Source organism: Arthrobacter sp. 2RAF6 (assembly GCF_052115205.1).
GTDB lineage: Bacteria > Actinomycetota > Actinomycetes > Actinomycetales > Micrococcaceae > Arthrobacter.
Map to the genome: position 1 here is coordinate 120,635 of NZ_JBFRGF010000005.1, position 22,055 is coordinate 142,689.

At 63.4% G+C, this 22,055-nt stretch carries 20 protein-coding genes and 1 tRNA gene; 5 read left to right on the plus strand and 16 right to left on the minus strand.

All coding sequences use genetic code 11. The features are described 5' to 3' along the window. Positions 1-102: 102 nt before the first annotated feature. Complete coding sequence (locus tag AB4Z38_RS05650; RefSeq protein WP_441428926.1) at positions 103-1,095, minus strand: sigma factor; 993 nt, start codon at positions 1,093-1,095, stop codon at positions 103-105. A gap of 97 nt (positions 1,096-1,192) precedes the next feature. Between AB4Z38_RS05650 and AB4Z38_RS05655 the strand changes: the two genes are divergently transcribed. Further along, entirely contained in the window at positions 1,193-1,516 is a 324-nt protein-coding gene (locus AB4Z38_RS05655) for an ArsR/SmtB family transcription factor (RefSeq protein WP_441428815.1), read from the plus strand. Here the strand turns inward: AB4Z38_RS05655 and AB4Z38_RS05660 are convergent. Continuing rightward, complete coding sequence (locus AB4Z38_RS05660; protein ID WP_441428816.1) at positions 1,470-1,976, minus strand: hypothetical protein; 507 nt, start codon at positions 1,974-1,976, stop codon at positions 1,470-1,472. The two genes, AB4Z38_RS05655 and AB4Z38_RS05660, sit on opposite strands and share 47 nt — an antisense overlap. A gap of 223 nt (positions 1,977-2,199) precedes the next feature. Here AB4Z38_RS05660 and AB4Z38_RS05665 point away from each other — a divergent pair, with 223 nt between their 5' ends. Next, complete coding sequence (locus AB4Z38_RS05665) at positions 2,200-2,421, plus strand: winged helix-turn-helix domain-containing protein (RefSeq protein ID WP_441428817.1); 222 nt, start codon at positions 2,200-2,202, stop codon at positions 2,419-2,421. Between the two features lie 134 nt (positions 2,422-2,555). Beyond that, the gene (locus tag AB4Z38_RS05670; RefSeq protein ID WP_441428818.1) at positions 2,556-2,804 is read left to right on the plus strand and encodes a hypothetical protein; all 249 of its coding nucleotides are present in this window, start codon (positions 2,556-2,558) and stop codon (positions 2,802-2,804) included. Between the two features lie 36 nt (positions 2,805-2,840). Here the strand turns inward: AB4Z38_RS05670 and AB4Z38_RS05675 are convergent, their stop codons facing one another. Continuing rightward, positions 2,841-3,971 carry a tyrosine-type recombinase/integrase gene (locus AB4Z38_RS05675; RefSeq protein ID WP_441428819.1) on the minus strand — a complete coding sequence of 377 codons (1,131 nt, stop codon included), beginning with the start codon at positions 3,969-3,971 and terminating at the stop codon, positions 2,841-2,843. A gap of 86 nt (positions 3,972-4,057) precedes the next feature. Beyond that, positions 4,058-4,139 (minus strand) — tRNA-Leu (locus AB4Z38_RS05680). 196 nt (positions 4,140-4,335) lie between these two features. On the opposite strand from AB4Z38_RS05680, the gene AB4Z38_RS05685 reads away from it, so the two are divergent. Then, entirely contained in the window at positions 4,336-4,941 is a 606-nt protein-coding gene (locus AB4Z38_RS05685) for an ANTAR domain-containing response regulator (protein WP_059389079.1), read from the plus strand. A 205-nt stretch (positions 4,942-5,146) separates the two neighbouring features. On the opposite strand, the gene pyk is transcribed toward AB4Z38_RS05685, so the two are convergent. The 11 genes from pyk to hisI all read right to left on the minus strand — a co-directional run bounded on the left by pyk (position 5,147) and on the right by hisI (position 20,420). Beyond that, positions 5,147-6,646, minus strand: coding sequence for a pyruvate kinase (gene pyk / locus AB4Z38_RS05690; protein ID WP_441428820.1), 1,500 nt, complete (start codon positions 6,644-6,646; stop codon positions 5,147-5,149). A gap of 57 nt (positions 6,647-6,703) precedes the next feature. Then, positions 6,704-8,161 carry a glutamate synthase subunit beta gene (locus AB4Z38_RS05695; protein ID WP_441428821.1) on the minus strand — a complete coding sequence of 486 codons (1,458 nt, stop codon included), beginning with the start codon at positions 8,159-8,161 and terminating at the stop codon, positions 6,704-6,706. Continuing rightward, entirely contained in the window at positions 8,154-12,767 is a 4,614-nt protein-coding gene (gene gltB, locus AB4Z38_RS05700) for a glutamate synthase large subunit (protein ID WP_441428822.1), read from the minus strand. Before gltB ends, AB4Z38_RS05695 begins: the two co-directional genes overlap by 8 nt. A gap of 261 nt (positions 12,768-13,028) precedes the next feature. Further along, the gene (gene lgt / locus AB4Z38_RS05705; RefSeq protein WP_441428823.1) at positions 13,029-14,246 is read right to left on the minus strand and encodes a prolipoprotein diacylglyceryl transferase; all 1,218 of its coding nucleotides are present in this window, start codon (positions 14,244-14,246) and stop codon (positions 13,029-13,031) included. A 19-nt stretch (positions 14,247-14,265) separates the two neighbouring features. After that, positions 14,266-15,078, minus strand: a complete 813-nt coding sequence (gene trpA, locus AB4Z38_RS05710) for a tryptophan synthase subunit alpha (RefSeq protein WP_441428824.1) — start codon at positions 15,076-15,078, stop codon at positions 14,266-14,268. Further along, the gene (trpB, locus tag AB4Z38_RS05715) at positions 15,078-16,460 is read right to left on the minus strand and encodes a tryptophan synthase subunit beta (protein ID WP_234750252.1); all 1,383 of its coding nucleotides are present in this window, start codon (positions 16,458-16,460) and stop codon (positions 15,078-15,080) included. The genes trpA and trpB overlap by 1 nt, the downstream gene beginning before the upstream one ends. A gap of 108 nt (positions 16,461-16,568) precedes the next feature. Next, positions 16,569-17,387 (minus strand): indole-3-glycerol phosphate synthase TrpC, encoded by an 819-nt coding sequence (trpC, locus tag AB4Z38_RS05720; RefSeq protein ID WP_441428825.1) that lies wholly within the window; start codon positions 17,385-17,387, stop codon positions 16,569-16,571. A gap of 2 nt (positions 17,388-17,389) precedes the next feature. After that, positions 17,390-17,662: an HGxxPAAW family protein gene (locus tag AB4Z38_RS05725; RefSeq protein WP_236817197.1), complete on the minus strand. Its 273-nt coding sequence runs from the start codon at positions 17,660-17,662 to the stop codon at positions 17,390-17,392. Positions 17,663-17,751: 89 nt separating this feature from the next. Then, positions 17,752-18,357, minus strand: a complete 606-nt coding sequence (locus tag AB4Z38_RS05730) for a Trp biosynthesis-associated membrane protein (RefSeq protein ID WP_441428826.1) — start codon at positions 18,355-18,357, stop codon at positions 17,752-17,754. Continuing rightward, positions 18,354-19,934 carry an anthranilate synthase component I gene (locus AB4Z38_RS05735; RefSeq protein WP_441428827.1) on the minus strand — a complete coding sequence of 527 codons (1,581 nt, stop codon included), beginning with the start codon at positions 19,932-19,934 and terminating at the stop codon, positions 18,354-18,356. The genes AB4Z38_RS05730 and AB4Z38_RS05735 overlap by 4 nt, the downstream gene beginning before the upstream one ends. A 57-nt stretch (positions 19,935-19,991) precedes the next feature. Next, on the minus strand, positions 19,992-20,420 hold the full coding sequence (hisI, locus tag AB4Z38_RS05740) for a phosphoribosyl-AMP cyclohydrolase (RefSeq protein ID WP_441428828.1): 429 nt from the start codon (positions 20,418-20,420) through the stop codon (positions 19,992-19,994). 89 nt (positions 20,421-20,509) lie between these two features. Here hisI and AB4Z38_RS05745 point away from each other — a divergent pair, with 89 nt between their 5' ends. Next, positions 20,510-21,154 (plus strand): TIGR03085 family metal-binding protein, encoded by a 645-nt coding sequence (locus AB4Z38_RS05745; protein ID WP_184739179.1) that lies wholly within the window; start codon positions 20,510-20,512, stop codon positions 21,152-21,154. 99 nt (positions 21,155-21,253) lie between these two features. On the opposite strand, the gene hisF is transcribed toward AB4Z38_RS05745, so the two are convergent. Beyond that, the gene (gene hisF / locus AB4Z38_RS05750; RefSeq protein WP_441428829.1) at positions 21,254-22,030 is read right to left on the minus strand and encodes an imidazole glycerol phosphate synthase subunit HisF; all 777 of its coding nucleotides are present in this window, start codon (positions 22,028-22,030) and stop codon (positions 21,254-21,256) included. Positions 22,031-22,055 lie beyond the last annotated feature (25 nt).

Below are 22,055 nucleotides of genomic sequence, written 5' to 3' on the forward strand. Positions count from 1 at the left end.
GGACCGCCGTTTCCCTGAGCCCAGTAGGACACGCCTCTGCAACAGCCCCATTTCTGCCTCCTCGTCCCCTTCATTGCAAGCAGTACGGTCCCACGACATGACTCAAGGGGCCGTTGTCATTCCATTCCGGAGAATCCTCCACGAAGCTTGGTACAGGCGTCGGGCGAAACCGATCTGCACCGCCACATAGCGTTCTGTTACCCCGAGCTCGGCGGCCAACGACTCCAAGGCTCGGTTTCTCTCCGGCCCGCGAACATCTCGACGAACGATGGTCGATGCAACTCGGCGGAGCACCAGGGTTGGCAAGCATTCAGCTGCGTGCTTGCAGAGATCCTCCAGGCTGCGGATGCCTGCCGGCTCCACTTCCAGGGCACTTTGAACAGTCTTCGCCGTCTGGCGCACCACTGTCACCGCATGCCACCGTCGGCGATCCTGTGGCGAGGGCGGGCCGTATCGACGCGGCGCAGTAAGACTGTCCATGGCTAGGCCCCAAACGCTCTCATTCACACTGGTTCGGGTCAGGGCAATAATCGTGCGCGCCCATTCCTGGTCTATAACCCCGTTAGCGCCTCTGTCCCAGTTCTGGTCGATAGCTAAGATTGCCAGCGCGTCAGACGAGGCTGGGCAATCACCGCCGCTTGGTTCGACCAGTAGCGGAAGGGTCTGATGGGACAGCTCACGACGAATGTGTGCGGCGCATAAGTTGCCGGCCACTCCCTGTACCCACGCCTCAAAGCGAACTCCGGGGAGTTGGCGATAGCGGCCGCGTGCGACTCCGTCCCAGACGGCCAACCGGATGTCTTGCATGACATCGTCTGCATCGCATGCTCGGCCGATCCGGGATAGACGGGATACGACGTAACGTCGTACTCCCTCGACCGCCACCATAATCTGGTCAACTGGGATTGACACAGGCTCGAGTGGCCTGGTGAGGGAAACATCAATGGTTGCTGGTGTTGGTTGTTTTTGTTGGGCTTGATTCGCCCGATCTTCGACACTCATGGTCTTCACCGCTTCGACAAAGCAGTCTCCGATAGTCCGACGCGGGTGCCCCCGCGCATGGGGTGTCAGCCCAGAATCGACCCCACCCACCATCGCAATAAAAGCTATGCAAACTATTGTCAAGAATAATTAAAGTATCGTCAAGACTGCGAGACTTACTTTTCTATACCCCTTCGGCAAGAATGGTTCCATGCCAAGGATTACCCAACCCCACGACGACGCCTGGTCGTCCGACGTCGAGGCTGCCGTCGCGACCTTTGGCAATAGGTCGCGGAACGAAATCCTCCGCTATCTTTCAGCTCACGGCCCCGCAACCCGCGGAGACATCGTGGATGCAGTGAGTGCCGGCGAGCCAAGCGTGGCCAAACACCTTCTAGCGCTTGAAGAGTCCGGCGCTATCAATGTGGACGTTGAACCCGGCCGGAGACACGGCCGGTCACCTCGCTATTCGGCAAACGCCGTCCGCATTAAGGAACTTCTGGATGCTCATCTTCGGTATCTGATGGAGAACTAGCGGCAGCCTCCTCGGCGGATGGATGCCGGCTGATGTCCTTGTTGAGATACTCGGAGATCGCTCGAAGAGTCTCCGGCGAGACATCTCCTAGGGTTCGGGCCGCGAAGGACTTCACCCGTGCCGCACGAAGGGACTTCACGAACTCAAGCTGGGAATCGATGCGCTCAGGCAAGCCGGCGTCACCACCAACCAGAAGGTAAGAGCGGTCGACGTTGAAGATGTCGCACAATGCGGTTAGCAATTCAGTATCGCTAACGAGGCGACCGCGTCCGTCCTTCATGTAGAACCAGCGGGCTCTGGAAAGCTTGATACCCCTTCCGGCCAGTTCATCCTGGACTTCGCGGAACGTCACCGGTTTTCCCCGCTCCGCTACCACTACGTCGAGGAGCAGATTCAGGCGTCGCGCAAGTTCCGCCTGTGGGGTGAGGGTGCCAGTCGAGCCCGACTCTTCACTTGGCATAGACACCCCCTCGGGACTTTCTGGCGCGGTACGGCGAGATCAGTTTTCGCGGCATTCACTGGTGTCCCCAGTATTTCGCGGGCGACCCTTTAGGGCAATCAGCCTATCCACGTTCACGAGGGCCTTCCCAGGTTCAGTAGTCAGGAGTAGCCTTCTGCTGTAGACCCGTCTACAGCAGCAATTTCTATCATTACCAGGCCCGGTCTCCATGTCGAACATCTTGATGAACCGAACACGAAGCCAAATCATCCGTTTCCTTCTCAGGAATGGGCCCGCGAGCTGCAATGAAATTGGAGCCGAAATCCGGATCTCTCCCTCAGCCATCCGCCGTCAGATCGCACTTTTGAAGGGCGCCGGGCTCGTGGAATCTTCCGCCTCATCAAGGGTTTCGGCCTCTCCCCAGAGCGTACGAGCGGCCGCCGAAGCCTTTTCGGCGACTCTATGAGGCCAGGATCTGCCGCAGGTTCGGAGAATGCCCGTGATTTGACCGGTCGCTGCGGTCACTTGTGCTTAGTCATGTCCATTCCTGCACTCAGGAGCATGAACTGCCAACACCACCCACGAAGTCAGGGAAGACAAATGGACCTTGAGTTCTTCGAGCCGGCCGAGGCAGCTGCCCTCATGCGATGCACTGAGGCCTGGCTCCGCGACGGCGCCGCCGCCGGGCGCTTCCCGCATACATGCTGGGGCAAGGGAAAGATCATTTTCACGTCCGAGCACATCCTGGAAATCGCTCGCCTGAGTGAGGTCCCAGCGCAGGCAGCACCGGCGGCGCCCGCACGGCTCATCGGAACACGAGCGAAGGGCCGGCTGTCCCCAGTGAACTAGGATGCGGTCAACGCGGCCTCAGCGGCGCGAACACCGTCAGTGGACGAATCCGGTGATTGAACGTTCCGTGGCGTCAGCGCCGGCCTGCAGCGCCTGTGGCATCAGATGGCCGTAGACCTGCTCCGTTGTCCGGGTTGAAGCGTGGCCGAGGCGCCGTGAAATGGTAAATAGCGACACTCCGTCCTGGATTAGCCACGACGCATGCGTGTGCCGGAGATCGTGAATACGTGGCGTCTTGCTCAGCCCAATCGCCTGCGCCGTCCGGACGGCCGGCACCCAGTAGTGATGCCAATACAACTTATGGACGATCCGCTGCCCTTTTGGAGTGGTGAACAGGAGTTCTTTTCCGGGACGGCTGGCTACCAGCGGGATCAGCAGCTCGACCAGTGCCGGATTGAGTCCGATGGTGCGTTTTCCGGCGCCGGTCTTCGTTGCTCCAATGTAAAACTGCGACTGCCCGTCCCGTTTCCAGGCCTTGTTGATCCGTACCGTGGGTGGCTTGGACAACAGGTCGACATCCCCCACGGTTAGCGCTGTAGCTTCGCCGAACCTTGTCCCAGTCATGACCAGGAAGCTCGTGAACGCCTTGTACCGCTCCCCCATGCCTTCCATGATCAAGCTGAATTCGGCGTGAGTGAGAAACATCGCTTCATCCTCAGCCCGGTCAAGGCTAGGCAGCTGCACTCCACGACAAGGGTTCCGGGGGATGTATTGCAGCATCTCGGCAGTGTTCATCGCTGCAGAGATAAGACCGTGAACATTGTGGATGGTCTTCGGCGATCGGCCCTTGGCCATCATCGACTTCACCCAGTGATTCATGTGCCGGTAATCGAGCTTGTCCACCGGGATGTGACCGATGACGTCCCGCACATGAAGATCCAGCATCGTCTGGTAGGTCCGGGTGGTTCCACTTGAGGGTCGGATCAGAAGGTCAATATGCTCCTGAATCACTTCGGCCACAGTCGGTACTTTCGACTGGTTCGCGAGGATTGCTTGCTGGGCAATTTCAAAGGATTGTCCGTTCGCATCCAGCAGCCGTTTAAGGGTCTCGGCTTCGGATTCGGAGGCGACAGTCAGGCCTTGTTGCTCGTGGCTCTTCGGGTCGCGCCAAAGCACCATGAAGGAGGATGTTCCGTCCTTTTTTACGCGTTTGCGGATGCTGGCCACACAAAAATGCTAGACCCGTGTCAACACTTTTGGGGTTTTTGTCAACAGTCAGGGGCCAAATAGGCCCCTGACCTGCGGAAACACTGTGCCCGAGGTGGGACTCGAACCCACACACCTTTCGATACCGCATTTTGAGTGCGGCGCGTCTGCCAATTCCGCCACTCGGGCGCGGAAACACCGAAACAAGACTAACCGACGTCGAGCTCTTCACAGAACTCAACGCTCCCTGTTGCAGTGCGCGAAACTACTCTACATGCAGATAGGCTAATTTCCAGAACCGGCTCGGCCGAGCAATAAATCATACGCAGGGACCGGGTGCAACTAAGATGGTGGAGAACCCGCCGTACGTCTTGAAGGAGATCCCGTGTCAGAACAGACGGAGTCCAAGCCCGCATCCCAGCCGGCACGCCGAGTAGTTGTCGCAGAGGATGAGACCCTCATCCGCCTGGACATCATCGAGATCTTGAAGGGCGAAGGCTACGACGTTGTCGGTGAGGCCGACAACGGTGAGAAGGCTGTCCAGCTGGCCGAGGAACTGAAGCCGGATCTGGTCCTCATGGACGTCAAGATGCCTGTCATGGACGGCATCTCTGCTGCGGAGAAGATCGTCAAGGCGAGGATCGCCCCCGTGGTCCTCCTGACGGCGTTCAGCCAGAAGGAGCTCGTGGAGCGCGCCCGCGACGCCGGGGCCATGGCCTACGTCGTCAAGCCTTTCACTCCTGCCGATTTGATTCCGGCTATCGAAATCGCGCTATCCCGCCATGAGGAGATCAGGGCCCTTGAGAGCGAAGTAACCGACCTTCAGGAGCAGTTCGCCACGCGCAAGCTTGTGGAGCGGGCCAAGAGCCTCCTGACCACAAAAATGGGCCTCACCGAGCCGGAAGCATTCCGCTGGATCCAGAAGACCTCCATGGACCGTCGCCTCAGCATGCGCGAGGTCGCCGAGACGATCATCAACCAGGTCAACTAGCACTCCCCCGCAAAGGGCGCCGCTTCCGATAGAAGCGGCGCCCTTCGTCGCCCCGGATAGGGCCGTCGCACCGTATAGCACCCGTCGCCGACGACGAACCCACCCGCCGCCGCCCACGAACCACCCGGCCCCAAAACAAGACAAGGGAGGCCCCGCCAAACGGCGGAGCCTCCCCTGCTTGATCCGAAAAGCTAATCCGAAAAGATCAAACCTTCGACTTGGCCTTCTTCTTCTCCGGCCACGGTCCGACCTTTTCCTTGCGGGCTGCGGCCTCTTCCACACGGGAAGTGTCCGCGAGGTCGCCCACCTTGTGGACCTTGAGCGAGTTCGTGGAGCCAGCCTGTCCGGGAGGCGAACCGGCCGCGATGACCACGAGGTCGCCGTTCTCTACGATCTTCATCTCGAGGAGGCTGCGGTCCACCTGGGCTGTCATGGCGTCAGTGTGGCCCACCATCGGGACCAGGACGGGCTGGATGCCCCAGGTCAGCGCCAACTGGTTCCAGACGTGCTCCACCGGAGTGAAGGCGAAAACCGGCTTGACGGGACGCAGGCGGGACAGTCGGCGGGCCGAGTCGCCGGACTGGGTGAAAGTACAGATGTACTTTGCGTCCAGCTGGTCGGCGATTTCGACGGCGGCACGCGTGATGGCGCCACCGCGGGTCTTGGGCTTGGTACCGAGCGGAGGAACGCGCTCAAGACCGTGCTCTTCGGTGGACTCGATGATCCGGGCCATGGTCTTGACCGTCTCGATCGGGAACTTGCCCACGCTGGTCTCGCCGGAGAGCATGACTGCGTCGGCGCCGTCAAGCACTGCGTTGGCGCAGTCCGAAGCCTCGGCCCGGGTGGGACGCGGGTTGTCGATCATCGATTCGAGCACCTGGGTGGCCACGATGACCGGCTTGGCCCAACGGCGGGCCAGTTCAATGGCGCGCTTCTGGACGATCGGCACTTCCTCGAGCGGGAGTTCCACGCCAAGGTCCCCGCGGGCAACCATGATGGCGTCGAAGGCGTCGATGATTTCGTGGAGCTGGTCCACTGCCTGGGGCTTCTCGATCTTGGCGATGACCGGCACGCGGCGGCCCTCTTCGTCCATGATTTCGTGCACGCGCTTGATGTCGGATGCATCACGGACGAAGGACAGTGCCACCAGGTCAACACCGCGCCTCATAGCCCAGCGGAGATCGTCCTCATCCTTTTCGCTCAGTGCGGGGACGTTGACGGCAACGCCGGGCAGGTTGATGCCCTTGTTGTTGGAGACCCAGCCACCGACGGTCACCGTGGCGACCACCTTGACGTCGTCAACCTCGATGGCGCGAAGGGCAACCTTGCCGTCGTCGATCAGCAGTGCATCGCCGATGTTGACGTCTTCGGTCAGGCTCTTGAGCGTGGTGGAGCAGATGTCCTTGGTACCCGGGACGTCCTCGGTAGTGATGGTGAAAGTGTCACCGACGGCAAGTTCGTGGGGGCCGTCGACAAATCGACCCAGACGGATCTTCGGGCCCTGCAGGTCAGCCATGATGGCAACCGGCTTGTGAAGCTGGGCAGCGGCTTTGCGGACGTTCTCGTACGTGGTGTCGTGTACCGAGTAGTCGCCATGGCTCATGTTCATGCGGGCGACGTCGACGCCGGCTTCCAGCACCGCGAGGGTGTTGTCATAGCTGGAAATTGCCGGTCCGAACGTTGCCACGATTTTTGCGCGTCTCATATACCTACCCTAGTAGTGTGCTGCGGTTGGAGTTGGGAAAGCGTGGTGCGCCGGTCCTTAGAGGACCGATATGGCCCGGTCGGTGGGAGCCACCGGCGCGGGAAGAATAGTGCTGCCCATGAGGTACTTGTCGACGGCGGCAGCGCAGGCGCGGCCTTCGGCGATAGCCCAGACAATCAATGACTGCCCGCGACCGGCATCGCCTGCCACGAAAACGCCCTCGGTGTTGGTCATGTAGTACCCATCCCGGGCCACGTTGCCGCGGCCGTCGAATTCTGCGCTGACCTGTTCGGTGATACCGGCAGGTTCTGCACCCGTAAAGCCGAGCGACAGGAACACCAGGTCGGCGGGAATGACGCGTTCCGTACCGGCCTTCGGCAGGCGCTTGCCGTCCACGAACTCGGTCTCGGCCACTTTGACCCCTGTGAGCTTGCCGTCTTCTCCGACAAATTCAACAGTGGAAGCAAGGTAGGTGCGTTCGCCGCCTTCTTCGTGTGCGCTGGCGACCTCGAAGAGCGTAGGGAACGTCGGCCATGGCTGGTGCGAGGCGCGCTCAAGCGGCGGCTGCTTGCCGATCGCGAGGGTGGTGACGGACGCAGCGCCGTGGCGGTGTGCCGTGCCGAGGCAGTCGGCGCCGGTGTCGCCGCCACCGAGGATGATCACGTGCTTGCCCTTGGCATCGATCTGGCCCTCCACGGTTTCACCGGCAACCACGCGGTTGGCGGGCACCAGGTAATCCATGGCGAAGTGGATGCCTTCGAGGCCGCGGCCGGGGATGGGAATATCGCGCGGAACGGTAGCGCCGGTGGCGATCACCACCGAGTCGTAACGGCGGCGCAACTGCTCCCACGTCACGTCGCTTCCGACCGCCACACCCGTGCGGAAGCGGGTGCCCTCGGCCTTCATCTGCTCGACGCGGCGGTCGACCTGTTCCTTTTCCATCTTGAAATCGGGGATGCCATAGCGCAGCAGTCCCCCGATCTTGTCGTCGCGCTCGTAGACGGCTACCGTGTGTCCGACGCGCGTCAGCTGCTGTGCGACGGCAAGCCCTGCGGGGCCGGAGCCGACGACGGCGACCGTCTTACCGGAGAGACGCGCCGGCGGAAGGGGTTGTACCCAACCGTTTTCGAAGGCGTCGTCGATGATCGAAACTTCAACCTGCTTGATGGTCACAGCGGGCTGATTGATGCCCAGGACACAGGATGCTTCACACGGCGCAGGACACAAACGGCCGGTGAACTCCGGGAAGTTGTTCGTCGCGTGAAGGCGCTCGATCGCTTCCTCGCCCTTGCCGCGCCACGTGAGGTCGTTCCACTCGGGGATGAGGTTCCCCAAGGGGCAGCCCTGGTGGCAGAACGGAACGCCGCAGTCCATGCAGCGGCCTGCCTGGCTCTTGAGCACCCCCTTGTCCTGGGCCTCATAAACTTCTTTCCAGTCCATGATGCGGACGGGAACAGGACGGCGTGGCTGCGTCTCGCGCTGCCGGACTTTCAGAAATCCGCGTGGATCAGCCACCGGTTACCTCCAGGATTCGAGACCATACTTCTTCGCCATCGGGATCAAGGCCTTCTTCGATAGCGTCGAGACGGGTTTGCAGGACTGCGGCATAGTCGCGCGGCAGAACTTTGGTGATGCGGGCTGCTGTGTCATCGAAGTTTTCGAGCAAGCGGCCTGCGAGGACGGATTCGGTTTCTTCCAGGTGCTTGACCAGAAGGCCGTGGACGATGGTGCGGTCCTCGTCGTCAAGCTCGAGCAGCTGCAGTTCGCCGGAATCCAGGGCCTGCTTGTTGACCCGGGCGGGCTGGAGGTCCAGCACGTAGGCGGTACCACCGGACATGCCGGCGCCGAAGTTGCGGCCGGTGCGGCCGATGATCAGCGTCTGGCCACCGGTCATGTACTCGCAGCCATGGTCACCGATGCCTTCAACGACGGCGGCGGCCCCCGAGTTGCGTACCAGGAAGCGTTCGCCCACCTGGCCGCGCAGGAACATTTCGCCGCTCGTGGCGCCGTAGCCGATCACGTTGCCGGCGATGACGTTGCGTTCCGCCTGGAAAACGTTGGTGCGGTCCGGGCGGACGATGATGCGTCCGCCGGAGAGTCCCTTGCCGACGTAGTCGTTGGAGTCGCCGAACATGCGCAGGGTGATGCCTGCCGGAAGGAAGGCGCCCAGCGACTGCCCGGCGGTGCCCTTCAGGGTGATGTCGATGGTGTCGGTGGCGAGCACATCGATGCCGAAGGTCTTGGTTACGACGTGCCCCAGCATGGTGCCGACGGAACGGTCCGTGTTGATGACGTCGACGGCGATCTTCACCGGCGTGCGGTCGCTCAAAGCTTCGGCGGCCATGCCGATGAGGCGCTGGTCGAAGTGTTTGTCGAGCTCGTGGTTCTGGCCGGTGAGGTTCCGCAGCGGAACGTCGTCGTCGAACTCGAGGCCGTGCAGGATCGGGTCGAGGTCGAGTCCCTCGGCCTTCCAGTGGTCGATAACTTCACGGGTGTCCAGGACCTCGGCGTGCCCGATGGCTTCTTCGAGGCTGCGGAAGCCGAGTTCGGCAAGCAGCTCACGGACTTCCTCGGCGAGGAATTCGAAGAAGTTGACCACGAACTCCGGCTTGCCGTTGAAGCGCGAGCGGAGCTCCGGGTTCTGGGTTGCGACGCCGACCGGGCAGGTATCGAGGTGGCAGACGCGCATCATGATGCAGCCGGACACCACGAGGGGCGCGGTCGCGAAGCCGTACTCCTCGGCACCCAGCAGCGCAGCGATGATGACGTCCCGGCCAGTCTTGAGCTGGCCGTCCACCTGAACCACGACGCGGTCGCGGAGCCCGTTGAGCATGAGCGTCTGCTGGGTCTCGGCGAGGCCGAGCTCCCACGGGACACCCGCATGCTTGAGCGAGTTCAGCGGCGAGGCGCCGGTTCCGCCGTCGTGCCCTGAGACGAGCACGACGTCGGCCTTCGCCTTGGTGACGCCGGACGCCACGGTGCCGATCCCGACTTCGGAAACGAGCTTCACGTGCACGCGTGCCGAGGGATTGGCCCGCTTGGCGTCGTAGATGAGCTGCGCGAGATCCTCGATCGAGTAGATGTCGTGGTGCGGGGGCGGGGAGATGAGCCCGACGCCGGGGGTTGAGTGGCGGGTCCGGGCTACCCAGGGGTAGACCTTCTGCGCCATCAGCTGGCCGCCTTCACCGGGCTTGGCACCCTGGGCCATCTTGATCTGGATGTCCTCGGCGTTGGTCAGGTACAGGCTGGTCACGCCGAAACGGCCGGAGGCAATCTGCTTGATGGCGGAGCGGCGCTCCGGGTCCAGCAGGCGGTCCACGTCTTCGCCGCCTTCCCCGGTGTTGGACTTGGCGCCCAGCCGGTTCATGGCGATCGCGAGTGTTTCGTGGGCTTCCTTGGAGATGGAGCCGTAGCTCATCGCTCCGGTGGAGAAGCGCTTCACGATGCTCGAAACCGGCTCGACCTCTTCAAGTGGCACCGCGGGCCGCAGGCTGTCCTTGAACTTCAAGAGCCCACGGAGGGTCATGAGGTTCTCGGACTGGTCGTCGATTCCCTGGGTGTATGACTTGAAGATGTCGTAGCGGCGTTCGCGTGTGGCGTGCTGCAGGCGGAAAACAGTCTCCGGGTTGAACAGGTGCGGTTCGCCGTCGCGGCGCCACTGGTATTCGCCGCCACCGAGCAGCGGACGGTGCGGCAGCTCGATGCCGCCTTCCGGGTAGGCCATCTGGTGGCGCGCGGAAACTTCGGCGGCGATGACATCCAGGCCGACGCCACCCAGCTGGGAGTGGGTGCCCGAGAAGAATTCGTCCACGAGGTCCTGGGACAGGCCCAGTGCTTCGAAAGTCTGGGCGCCGGTGTAGGAGGCCACCGTGGAAATGCCCATCTTGGACATGATCTTGAGGACGCCCTTGCCGAGGCCCTTGATGAGGTTGTAGACGCCGTCTTCGGGAGTCACGCCAACGACTTCGCCGGTGCTGATGAGCTGCTCCACGGATTCCATCGCCAGGTACGGGTTCACGGCGGAAGCGCCGAAGCCAACCAGCACAGCCACGTGGTGCGTTTCGCGGACGTCGCCGGCCTCGACCACCAGGGCGGTCTTGGTGCGGTTGGCGCTGCGGAGCAAGTGGTGGTGTACCGCACTGACGAGCAGCAGGGACGGGATGGGGGCCCACTGCGCGTTGGAGTCGCGGTCGGACAGTACGATGTACTGCACGCCGCGGTTGATCGCACCGGAAACCTGCTCGCAGATTTCGGTCAGTCGGCTCCGGAGCGCTGCTTCGCCGCCCTCCGGACGGTACAGTCCGCGGACCTTCATGGCGACCTTGTCGCCGTCGGCGTTCTCAATGTTGGCGATCTTGGCGAGCTGATCGTTGTTGATCACCGGGAACGGCAGGGAGATCTGCGGCTGGCGGACCTGCCCGACGTCGAGAAGGTTGCCGTTGGGACCGATGGCGCACTTCAGCGAGGTAACGAGCTCTTCGCGGATCGCGTCGAGGGGCGGGTTGGTGACCTGGGCGAAAGACTGCACGAAGTAGTCGAACAGCAAACGCGGGCGCTTGGACAGCACGGCAACCGGGGTGTCGGAGCCCATGGCGCCGAGCGGTTCGGCCCCGGTGCGGGCCATCGGCCCCAGGAGGATCTTCAATTCCTCGGTGGTGTAGCCGAAAGTCCGCTGGCGGATGTTCACGGACGCGGCCGTGTGCAGCACGTGCTCGCGCTCGGGAAGCTCGTTAAGGTCGATCAGGTTGTCCTTGACCCATTCAGCCCAGGGGTTGGCTGCGGCCACCTCGGCCTTGACCTCGGCGTCGTCGATGATGCGACCGGCTTCGGTGTCCACCAGGAACATCTTGCCCGGCGAAACACGGCCCTTCTTGACCACCTTGGCTGGCTCGACCTCAATCACGCCGACTTCGGAGGCGAAGATGATCAGGCCATCTTCGGTGATCCAGTAACGGCCGGGGCGCAAGCCGTTGCGGTCAAGGGTTGCACCAACGAGGTTGCCGTCCGTGAAGGACACTGCCGCGGGACCGTCCCACGGCTCCATGAGCAGCGAGTGGTACTCGTAGAAGGCGCGGCGGGCCGGATCCATCGTGGCGTGGTTTTCCCACGCCTCGGGGATCATCATCATGATCGAGTGCGTGATGGGCCGCCCGGAAAGCCAGAGCAGCTCGGCAACCTCATCGAAGGACGCGGAGTCCGAGGCACCCGGCGTGCAGATGGGGTACAACTCCTCCGGCGAATCGCCCAGCAGCGGGTTCGCGAGCTGGGACTGTCGCGCCCGCATCCAGTTCCGGTTGCCCTTGACGGTATTGATTTCACCGTTGTGGGCGATGGTGCGGAAGGGCTGGGCTAGCGGCCATGACGGGAACGTGTTCGTGGAGAAGCGCGAGTGCACGATGGCCAGCTTGGTCTTGAAGCGCTTGTCCGAGAGATCCGGGTAGAACGGCTCCAGCTGGGCCGTGGTCAACATGCCCTTGTACACGATGGTGCGCGAGGACAGCGACGGGAAGTACACGCCGAACTTGTTCTGCGCACGCTTGCGGACACGCCATGCCCGGGAGTCCAGTTCATTCCGATCCAGCACTTCGCCAGTGGCGGAAGCGAGGAACGGCTGTGCGAAGTAAGGCATGCAGGCACGGGCCATGGCGCCGACCAGGTCCCCCACTACCGGCACTTCTCGCCAGCCAAGAACTGTCAGGCCTTCATCTGCCGCAAGCGCCTCGATACCGGCCTTTGCGGTCTCGGCTTCGCGGGTTTCAGCCGGCAGGAAGGCAGTACCCACCACGTACTGACCGGGTGCGGGGAGCTCGAACTCAGTGACGGCCCGGAAGAATTCGTCCGGAACCTGCATGAGGAGCCCGGCACCGTCGCCCGTGCCTTCGTCGGCGCCCACGGCGCCCCGGTGTTCAAGGTTGCGCAGGGCAGTCAGGGCCGCTTCCACGATGTCATAGCCGGGTTCACCACGCAGCGTGGCGATAATGGCCAGGCCACAAGCGTCCTTCTCCTGGTCAGGGTTGTAGAGTCCCTGGGCTTCCGGGAGCGCAGCGAAACGCTTGAAGGGCGAGATGGCACCCTGCGGTTCGACTGTTCCGGACCAGCTTGGGTTATGAAGATGGGTCATTGAAGACGTCCTTCCTCGAGATCGTGCGAATGGAAGGGACAACGTTGGCCCCACCTTGCCTGCCGTGTGACGGGCATAACAAAGCGCTAGTTACTTGAAATTGTAGGTCAGCGGGCAAGACGCAACGAACAGTTACGCATGTCCCTGACCCAAGCTTGACCGCGGAGCCTCTGTGTGCTGCCGGGCGACTGCCAAGGTGCCACGACGCTGTGGCCGGGGGCCTCTGGGCGGTAGCCCGGTTCCCCTGTGCCGTAGCGCTGGCTACTTGGTGCTGCCAGCTTCCGGCCCGGATCCGGGGGCGCTGCTGGCAGTGGTTTCGGTGGACGCGGAGCCGGAATCCGACGTGACGCCGGCATGTGACTCCTCGGCCGTTTCCGTAGGCTCAGCAGTATGGCCCAGATCGCTTTGGTTATTCCGGAGATTACCATGCGCACCGGTATCTGAGACAGATCCGTCCGTATCATGGGCCTTCGGATCGGTCACAATTGTGCTGTTCGTCCCAGCAGCAGCCGTCTCATCGTCCCGGGCACTTGAGTCAACCGTGGCGGCCTCATCCTCTTCGGCGGTCACCGCGGCCGGTTCCCTGCCGGGAAGGTACGCGGTGTCCGGCTCCGGCCTGCCGCGCAGGCTCAGGACGATGAAGATGATGAGCGCTGCGACGAAGACGAAGATACTGGTCCATACGTTGAGTCGCGTGGTGATGCCGAAGAGGTTGATCTGTTCGGCATCGTCGATCCGCAACGCTTCGATCCAGACGCGGCCAAGCGTGTAGTAGATGGCGTACAGCCAGAAGAGCCTGCCGCGCCGGAAATGGAAGCGGCGGTCCAGGACCAGGAGGACCACGACGCCGATGATGTTCCAGAGCGATTCGTAAAGGAACGTCGGGTGGAACAGGGTGTCACTCGGCATTCCAGCCGGAAAATTGGGGCTGTTCGGGTCTATTTGGAGGCCCCATGGCAACGTGGTGGGTCCGCCGAAGAGTTCCTGGTTGAACCAGTTCCCCCAACGCCCGATCGCTTGCGCCAGCAGGAGCCCGGGGGCTGCGGCGTCGAGGAATGCAGTCAGCTTGACGCCGGAACGGCGGCAGCCGAGCCATGCACCGACAACGCCGAGAACCACGGCACCCCAGATGCCCAGGCCGCCCCGCCAGATCTGCGGGATCAGGGACAGGTCGCCGGTGCCGTTGAAGCCAGGGCCGAAATACGCGTCCGGCGAGGAGATGACGTGGTAGAGGCGGCCGCCCACAATGCCGAAGGGGATCGCCCAGATGGCGATGTCCCACAGGCTGCCTTCGGGGGTGCCGCGGCGCTTCCAGCGCACGGCGGTGAGCCACAGGCCCAGGATGATGCCGAGAAGAATGCACAGGGCGTACGCATGGATGCGGAGAGTCCCCCACGGCAGCGGAATATCAAATCCGGACCATGAGGGGCTCGGAATGCTCATGGGAGCCATTGCCGCGACGTGGAGGAGACTCTGCATTGTCTACGCTTTTCCTTTTCTAGGCCTGCGCTGTTGCACGGCCGAGGCCTGCGCTGAGGTTCTTGGTGAGCTGTGCGACGGCGTCAACGCCGCCGTCCCGGATGGCCGCAACCAACGCGGTACCGACGATCACGCCGTCGGCGTATGCCGCAATTTCCCGGACGTGGCCTGCGTTGGAGACTCCGAGCCCGACGCAGACCCTTTCGGCACCGGCCGCATGGGTATCGGCGACAAGCTTTTCGGCGCTGCTGCTGACAGACTGCCGCGTTCCGGTGACGCCCATGATGGAGACGGCGTAGACGAAACCGCGGCTCGCCTCCACCGTCATGGCCAGGCGTTCGGGGGTGGACGACGGTGCCACGAGGAAGACCCGGTCGAGTCCGTATTTGTCCGATGCCGCGAACCATTCGGCAGCCTCGTCCGGAATGAGGTCCGGCGTGATGAGTCCGGCTCCCCCGGCTTCGGCCAGCCTGCGTGAGAACTCGTCGACGCCCATGCGCATCACCGGGTTCCAGTAGGTCATGACCAGCACGGCGGCGTCGGTGGCTGCGGTGATGCCCGCTACCACGTCGAAGACGCTGGCGACGCGGAAACCGTTGGCGATGGCCTCTGTAGTCGCGGCCTGGATGACAGCGCCGTCCATGACGGGGTCCGAATACGGGATGCCGATTTCAATGAGGTCCGCGCCGTTACGCGCCATGGCAATGCCGGCGTCGATGCTTGACTGAACGTCCGGGTATCCTGCCGGCAGGTATCCGATCAGCGCGGCCCGGCCTTGTGCCTTCGCACGGTCGATCGCGGCAGCGGACTTGCTGGTCATCTGCTCAGTCATTAGTTCTGGTCCTCGCTTGCTTCTTCAGTGCTGATCTCAAGGTTGCTGCGTTCGGACGGGCCCTTGGGTTTGCGCGTGGAGAGGGTGGTGCCCTTGACGTTGCCGTTTTCATCCAACATGTCGAACCATTCGGCGGCCGTTTCCACGTCCTTGTCACCGCGCCCGGACAGGTTCACGATGATGATCGTGTCGGCCGGGTTTTCCTTGCCTTCTGTGAGCTGCTTGCCCACTTTGATGGCACCGGCGAGGGCGTGCGAGGACTCGATGGCGGGGATGATGCCTTCGGTCCGGCAGAGCAGGCGGAACGCGTCCATGGCCTCGGTGTCCGTGATGGGCTCGTAGGTGACGCGGCCGATGTCCGCGAGGTAGGAGTGCTCCGGACCGACGCTCGGGTAGTCGAGGCCTGCGGAAATCGAGTGGGACTCGATGGTCTGGCCGTCTTCGTCCTGCATGAGGTAGGACCGGGCACCATGCAGCACGCCGGGGCGTCCGAGGGTGATGGCGGCCGCGTGGCGTCCTGTTTCGACACCGTCTCCGCCGGCTTCAAAACCGTAGATCTTCACGGAGGCGTCATCCAGGAAGCTGTGGAAGATGCCGATGGCATTCGAGCCGCCGCCGATGCAGGCGCAGACGGCGTCCGGAAGTTTGCCGGTCTGCTCCAGGATCTGGGCGCGCGCTTCCTCGCCGATGACCTCGTGGAAGAAACGCACCATCGCCGGGAACGGGTGCGCACCCGCCGCCGTGCCCAGCAGGTAGTGGGTGTTGTCCACATTGGAAACCCAGTCGCGGAGGGCGTCGTTGATGGCGTCCTTGAGCGTTTGCGATCCGTTGGTTACGGGAACCACTGTGGCGCCCAGGAGCTGCATGCGGGCCACGTTGAGTGCCTGGCGGCGGCAATCCTCGGCGCCCATGTAGACGACGCATTCCAGTCCGAGCAAGGCTGCAGCGGTGGCGCTGGCCACGCCGTGCTGGCCGGCGCCGGTCTCGGCGATGACACGGGTCTTGCCCATGCGCTTCGCGAGCAAAGCCTGGCCGAGGACGTTGTTGATCTTGTGGGATCCGGTGTGGTTCAGGTCTTCGCGCTTGAGGAAGATGCGCGCGCCGCCGGCGTGCTGGGAGAAACGCTTGGCCTCCGTGAGCAGCGACGGACGGCCCGAGTAGTTTTTGTTGAGGTCCTTCAGCTGGGCAAGGAACTCAGGATCGGCCTTGGCTTTCTCGAACGTGTCCTCGACCTCGTCCAGGGCGGCGATGAGGGACTCGGGCATCCAGCGTCCGCCGTAGGAGCCGAAGTACGGCCCAGCGGCGTTGCGGAGCGAGGCTCCACCTTGTAGGAATGCGTCGGCCACATTCTCTTGCGAGTTGGCTGTTGATGCGTCCACCATCAGTCTCACCGTCCTGTTCAGTTGGTAGTTGGGTTCTTCCAGGGCCGCAGGACAGCTACCAGCCGCGTTCTCCGCTGCTGTCCGGGTCCACGCCGCGAATCAGGCCTGTCAGGTCCTGACGGCAATGGCGGCAGCTCCGGCCGCCTTGAATTCACTGATCCGCTCGCGCGGGGTGGAGTCGCTCACAAGGGCTTCGCCCACGAGGATTGCGTGGGCACCGTTCCCCGCATAGTGCGCGACGTCGTCGGCGTTCCGCACGCCGGACTCGGCCACGACAACCGCTCCCGCTGGAATGTTTCCAGCGAGCGAGGCAAACAGGGAGCGGTCGACGTCGAGCGTCTTGAGGTTGCGGACGTTCACCCCGATGATCCGCGCCTGGGCTGCGGCCGCACGCTCGATCTCCTCGGGCGTGTGGGTTTCCACCAGGACGTTCATGCCGAGCTCGTGGCTCAACGCGCTGAATTCACGCAGCTGCTCGTCTGAAAGCGCGGCGACGATCAGCAGGATGAGGTCCGCGCCGTGGGCACGGGCTTCCCAGATCTGGTACTCGTCAACCGTGAAGTCCTTGCGCAGCAACGGAATGTCGACGGCGGCCCGCACCGCGTCCAGGTCCGCCAGGGACCCGTTGAAGCGCCGCTGTTCGGTGAGGACGCTGATCACGGAGGCGCCGCCGTCGGCGTATTGCACTGCCAGCGCAGCAGGGTCGACGATGCTCGCGAGATCGCCCTTGGAGGGGCTGCGGCGTTTGATTTCCGCGATGACCTTCAGTTCGTCACGGCTGGCTGACGGCCCGCCCAAGGCAGCCCAGGCGTCCAGCGCAGGCGCAGCGGCCGCGGCTCGCTCTTTCAGCTCGTCAAGGCCGACAAGGCGGCGGCGGGCCTCCATGTCCTCCCTGACACCGACGATGATGTCATCAAGAACGGTCACGGTCAGTGGCCGGCGTTCTTCAGCTTGCTGCCGTCGACGCCGTAGCCGGCCTTGCGCATGGCCCAGCCGGCAATCAGGCCGGCCACCATCACGACGATGCCGGCGATGAAAATGGGGGTGCTGGCGATAACAAAGGCGATGGAGGACACCAGGGCGCCTACCAGCATGACAATCACGCAGGTCCACGCGGCCGGGCTGTTGCCGTGGCCGATGGCGTCGCTGTGGCTCGCAGCGGTCACAGGGGCCTTGCTCGCGGACACTGTGGTTTTGCTCATGTGAAAATCTCCTCAGGATGAATACTGCTTACATTCTGCCATTTATTGACGGCACCCGGGACATCGTCCGACGTCCGGACAGTCGGGTCTTACGTGGGGTCTTCTCCGCGCGAGAGGCTGTCCCAGCTGTCGATCTCATCGACGGGACCGGAACCGGCGAGGGCTGCCCGGCTGGCGACGTCGTACTTGGTGCGCGCCTTCCAGTGCCGGCCCGCGAGCGGCAGCAGGCCACCACACAATGCCAGCAACCCTGCAGCCACGACGGCGAGTACCGGGAACACGGTGGACGACGCAGCGGCGTGTCCACCCGAAATGCCGGTGGTCGCCGCAATGGTTCCTTGCGCCGCACCGAGGGGGTCTGCCAGGACAGTCACCGCGGCGACAATGATGCCCGCCGAGGCAAGCACGATGATCGTTGCAATGATCCAGCGCGAAACCTTGCCCGCAATGGACGATGCCAGTCCGCCGGCAAGGGCGACGAGCGCGAGTGCGGTCACCGCGGTTGCGGCCTTGCTCCCCTGTACGTGGAGGTCGGCATTGGCCGCGGCAGCGGGATCCAGGCGGACGTTTATCCAGGTCTGGGTGGTGGTCCCGAAAACGGCGAGGGCAAGAATTGCCATGGCGAGCACGACGTTGCCCTTCCGTGCCCACACGGGAGGCTTTGTGCTGGCCGTCTGGGGGCGGGCAGTGCTCACAGTGCGGGGTTCCCGTCCACGACGGTATCCGCGGAAACCGCGTCCGGGGAAATGTTGTGGAGCGATCCGGCGGTGTGCACGGCACGCAAGGGGGCAGCCGCCTTGTTCACGGTCTCGAGCGCTTCGGAAGGTTTGTGGGAATCGGCCACGATACCGCCGCCGGCCTGGACATACGCCCGGCCCTCGCGCAACAGTGCCGAGCGGATGGCGATCGCCATGTCCATATCGCCTGCGAAATCGAGGTAACCCACGACGCCGCCGTAGATGCCCCGTCGGTGCGGTTCGAGTTCGTCCAGGAGACGCAGTGCGCGCGGCTTGGGGGCACCGGACAGCGTGCCGGCCGGGAAGGTCGCCTTGAGCACGTCGTATGCCTTCGCTCCGGGAGCCAACTCTCCGACCACCGTGGACACGAGGTGCATGATGTGGCTGAAGCGTTCGACCTCCATGAACTGAGTGACGTCCACGGTTCCTGCCACGCAGACCTTGGACAGGTCGTTCCGGGACAAGTCCACGAGCATCAGGTGTTCCGCGCGTTCCTTCTGGTCCGCGAGCAGCTCGGTAGCCAGCGCCTTGTCGGCCTCAACGGTCTTGCCTCGGGGCCGCGAACCGGCAATCGGGTGGGTGATGACCTCATTGCCAGTCACGGTCACGAGGGCTTCGGGAGAGGAGCCGACGATCGTGTATTCGCGGCCGTCGGGATCTTCGAGGCTGAAGAGGTACATATACGGGCTCGGGTTGGTGTTGCGCAGCACGCGGTAGACATCCAGCGGATCCGCGGCACACTCCATTTCAAACCGTCGCGAAATGACCACTTGGAAGACCTCGCCGTCGACGATCGCTTCCTTGCCGCGATCGATCGCGTTGAGGTACTCCTGCTCGTCCCAGCGTTCCTGGACGCTGGACGCGAAGTCGAGTGCTTCGGACTGCAAGACCGATACCGGTTGCTTCACGGGCGTGCTGATCTGGTCCAGCAGTCGCTTCACCCGGGCGACGGCGTCATGCCAGGCTTCGTCCACCCGTTCGGAACTGTTGTCGAAATTGATGGCGTTGGCAATCAACAAGACGGTGCCGTCCATGTTGTCGTGGACAGCCATGTCCGTCACGAGGTTCAGGGCAAGTTCCGGCAGGTGGAGGTCATCCTCCGGGGGGCTGGTCAGCTTCTCCCAGTGCCGGACGGTTTCCCAACCGAGGAAGCCGACAAGGCCGGAGGTGAAGGGAGGAAGGTCCGGGAAGCGGTCGGTTTGCAGGGCCGCAATGGTGTCGCGGACGGCGTCGACGGGGCTCCCGTCGACCGGCACGCCGACGGGAGGCTCGCCGATCCAGTGCGCCTGGCCGTCCTTGCTGGTCAAGGTGGCGCGTGAACGGGAACCAATGAAGGAATAACGTGACCATGCTCCGCCGACGGCTGCCGACTCCAGGAGGAAGGTGCCCGGCTGGCCTTGGGCCAGCTTACGGTAGAGCCCGATGGGAGTTTCGGCGTCGGCCAGTACCCTGAGCCGGACCGGGATGACCCGGCTGTGCGCGGCGAGTTCGCGGAACTCCTCCAGGCCCGGGCTGATGATTCCAAGGTCCTGCATGGTTTGTGTTCTCCGCCTCTTCTTGTGTGCTTGCCTCAATGGATGGTGTGTAGCGGGCTAGTCCCGCTGGCCGGTGACGGCGGCGAGGCTCCGGCCATCGAAGCAGGTGCGTGTGCCGGTGTGGCAGGCCGCGCCTACTTGGTCGACGCGGACCAGCAGGGCATCGCCGTCGCAGTCCAGGGCCACCGATTTCACGAACTGGACGTGACCGGAGGTGTCACCCTTGCGCCAGTATTCCTGGCGGGAACGGGAGAAGAACGTCACGCGTCCCGTGGTCAGGGTCCGGTGCAACGCCTCATCGTCCATCCAGCCGAGCATCAGCACTTCGTCGGTGTCGAACTGCTGGATGATCGCGGCCACCAGGCCGGCGGAATCGCGCTTCAGCGCGTTGGCCAGCTCCTGCGGGAGCGGACTTGCGGGCACGACGGCGGGCTCCGCGGCAAAGGCGGCAGCGGGCGTGGCTGGGGGTGTTGACTGCTCAGACATCAGATCAAGTCTAGTGCCTCATATGGAGCCGAAATTCAGCGGCGGTTCCACTGCGCAACAGAGCGGGTCTCGTGCTAGTTTCACAAGTGATGCATTTCGTCGATCCCTCCCGCGAAGTACTGGCCGAAACACTCCTGGCGGCCGGACCTGACTCCCCCACGCTCTGCGAAGGGTGGCTGACAAGGGACCTCGCGGCGCACTTGTACTTGCGGGAACGCAAAGCGGCCGTCGGCATCGGCTTGGTCATCAAGAGCCTCGCCCGGGCCTCGGACAAAGCCACGGCCAAACTGGCCTCCAAGCTCAAAACCACGGAAGATTACGCCGAGCTGGTGAATACCTTCCGCTCGGGGCCGCCCGCCTTGTCTCCCCTCAAGATCAAGGCCCTCGACGAGTCCTCCAACCTCATTGAATATTTCGTGCACACGGAAGACATCCGCCGGGCCGGAGACCGTTGGGCTCCACGGGCCCTGGACGAGGAATACTCGGACGCCCTGTGGGACGAATTGATCAAGCGCGCTGCAATTCTCTACCGCGGCGTGGACCTCGGGATCGTCTTGGTCCGCCCCACGGGTCCCCGCCATGTTGCCAAGCGGGCTCCCGTATCCGTCGCCATCGTGGGCGAACCCGGTGAGCTCCTGATGCACGCCCACGGCCGCACGCATCACGCGCTGGTCACCTTCGAAGGCCAGCCGGACGCCGTCGCCCTTCTTCAGTCAGCCGAAGTCGGCCTCTGACCCGCTGTTAAACCCCAACTGACTCGCAGTTGTTGTCGTTATGAGGATTCTAAACGACGTTAACTGCGAGTCAGTTGGGTTGGGTTGGGGTGGGAACCGCTAGCGGACCAGGAAGCCGGCTTGGCGGATCGCGGCCTTGACCTGGGCGATCATGTCATCCGGACCGAAATGGAACACCGAGGCCGCCAGAACGGCGTCTGCACCTGCTTCCACTGCGGGCGGGAAATGCGCCGGTTCTCCAGCGCCGCCGGAAGCGATGATCGGGATGTGGACGGCCGCACGGACCAAGCGGATGAGTTCGAGGTCGAAGCCGTCCTTGGTGCCGTCGGCGTCAATCGAATTCAGGAGGATCTCCCCCACACCGCGGTCCGCGGCTTCCTTGGCCCACGCAATGGCGTCGATTCCGGTTCCCTGGCGTCCGCCGTGGGTGGTCACCTCGAAGCCGGAAGCCGTGGGCTCGGAGCCGGGCCTCGTCCGCCGCGCGTCCACCGACAGGACCAGTACCTGGGATCCGAAATGGCGGGTGATCTCGTCGATGACGTCCGGGCGTGCAACGGCGGCCGTGTTGATGGAGGCCTTGTCCGCGCCGAAACGCAAGAGCTTGTCCACTTCGGCCACGCCGCGGACACCACCGCCGACGGTGAGCGGGATGAAGACTTCCTCGGCGGTGCGTCGAACGACGTCGAACGTGGTTTCCCGGTTGCCGGAAGACGCCGTGACATCAAGGAACGTGAGCTCATCCGCCCCGGCGTTGTCATAGCGGTGCGCCAGCTCGACGGGATCTCCGGCGTCGCGAAGACCCTCGAAGTTGATGCCCTTCACCACACGGCCGGCGTCGACATCTAGGCAAGGGATGACCCGTACTGCTACAGCCATTGCTACTCCTGGAATTGTCTCTCTT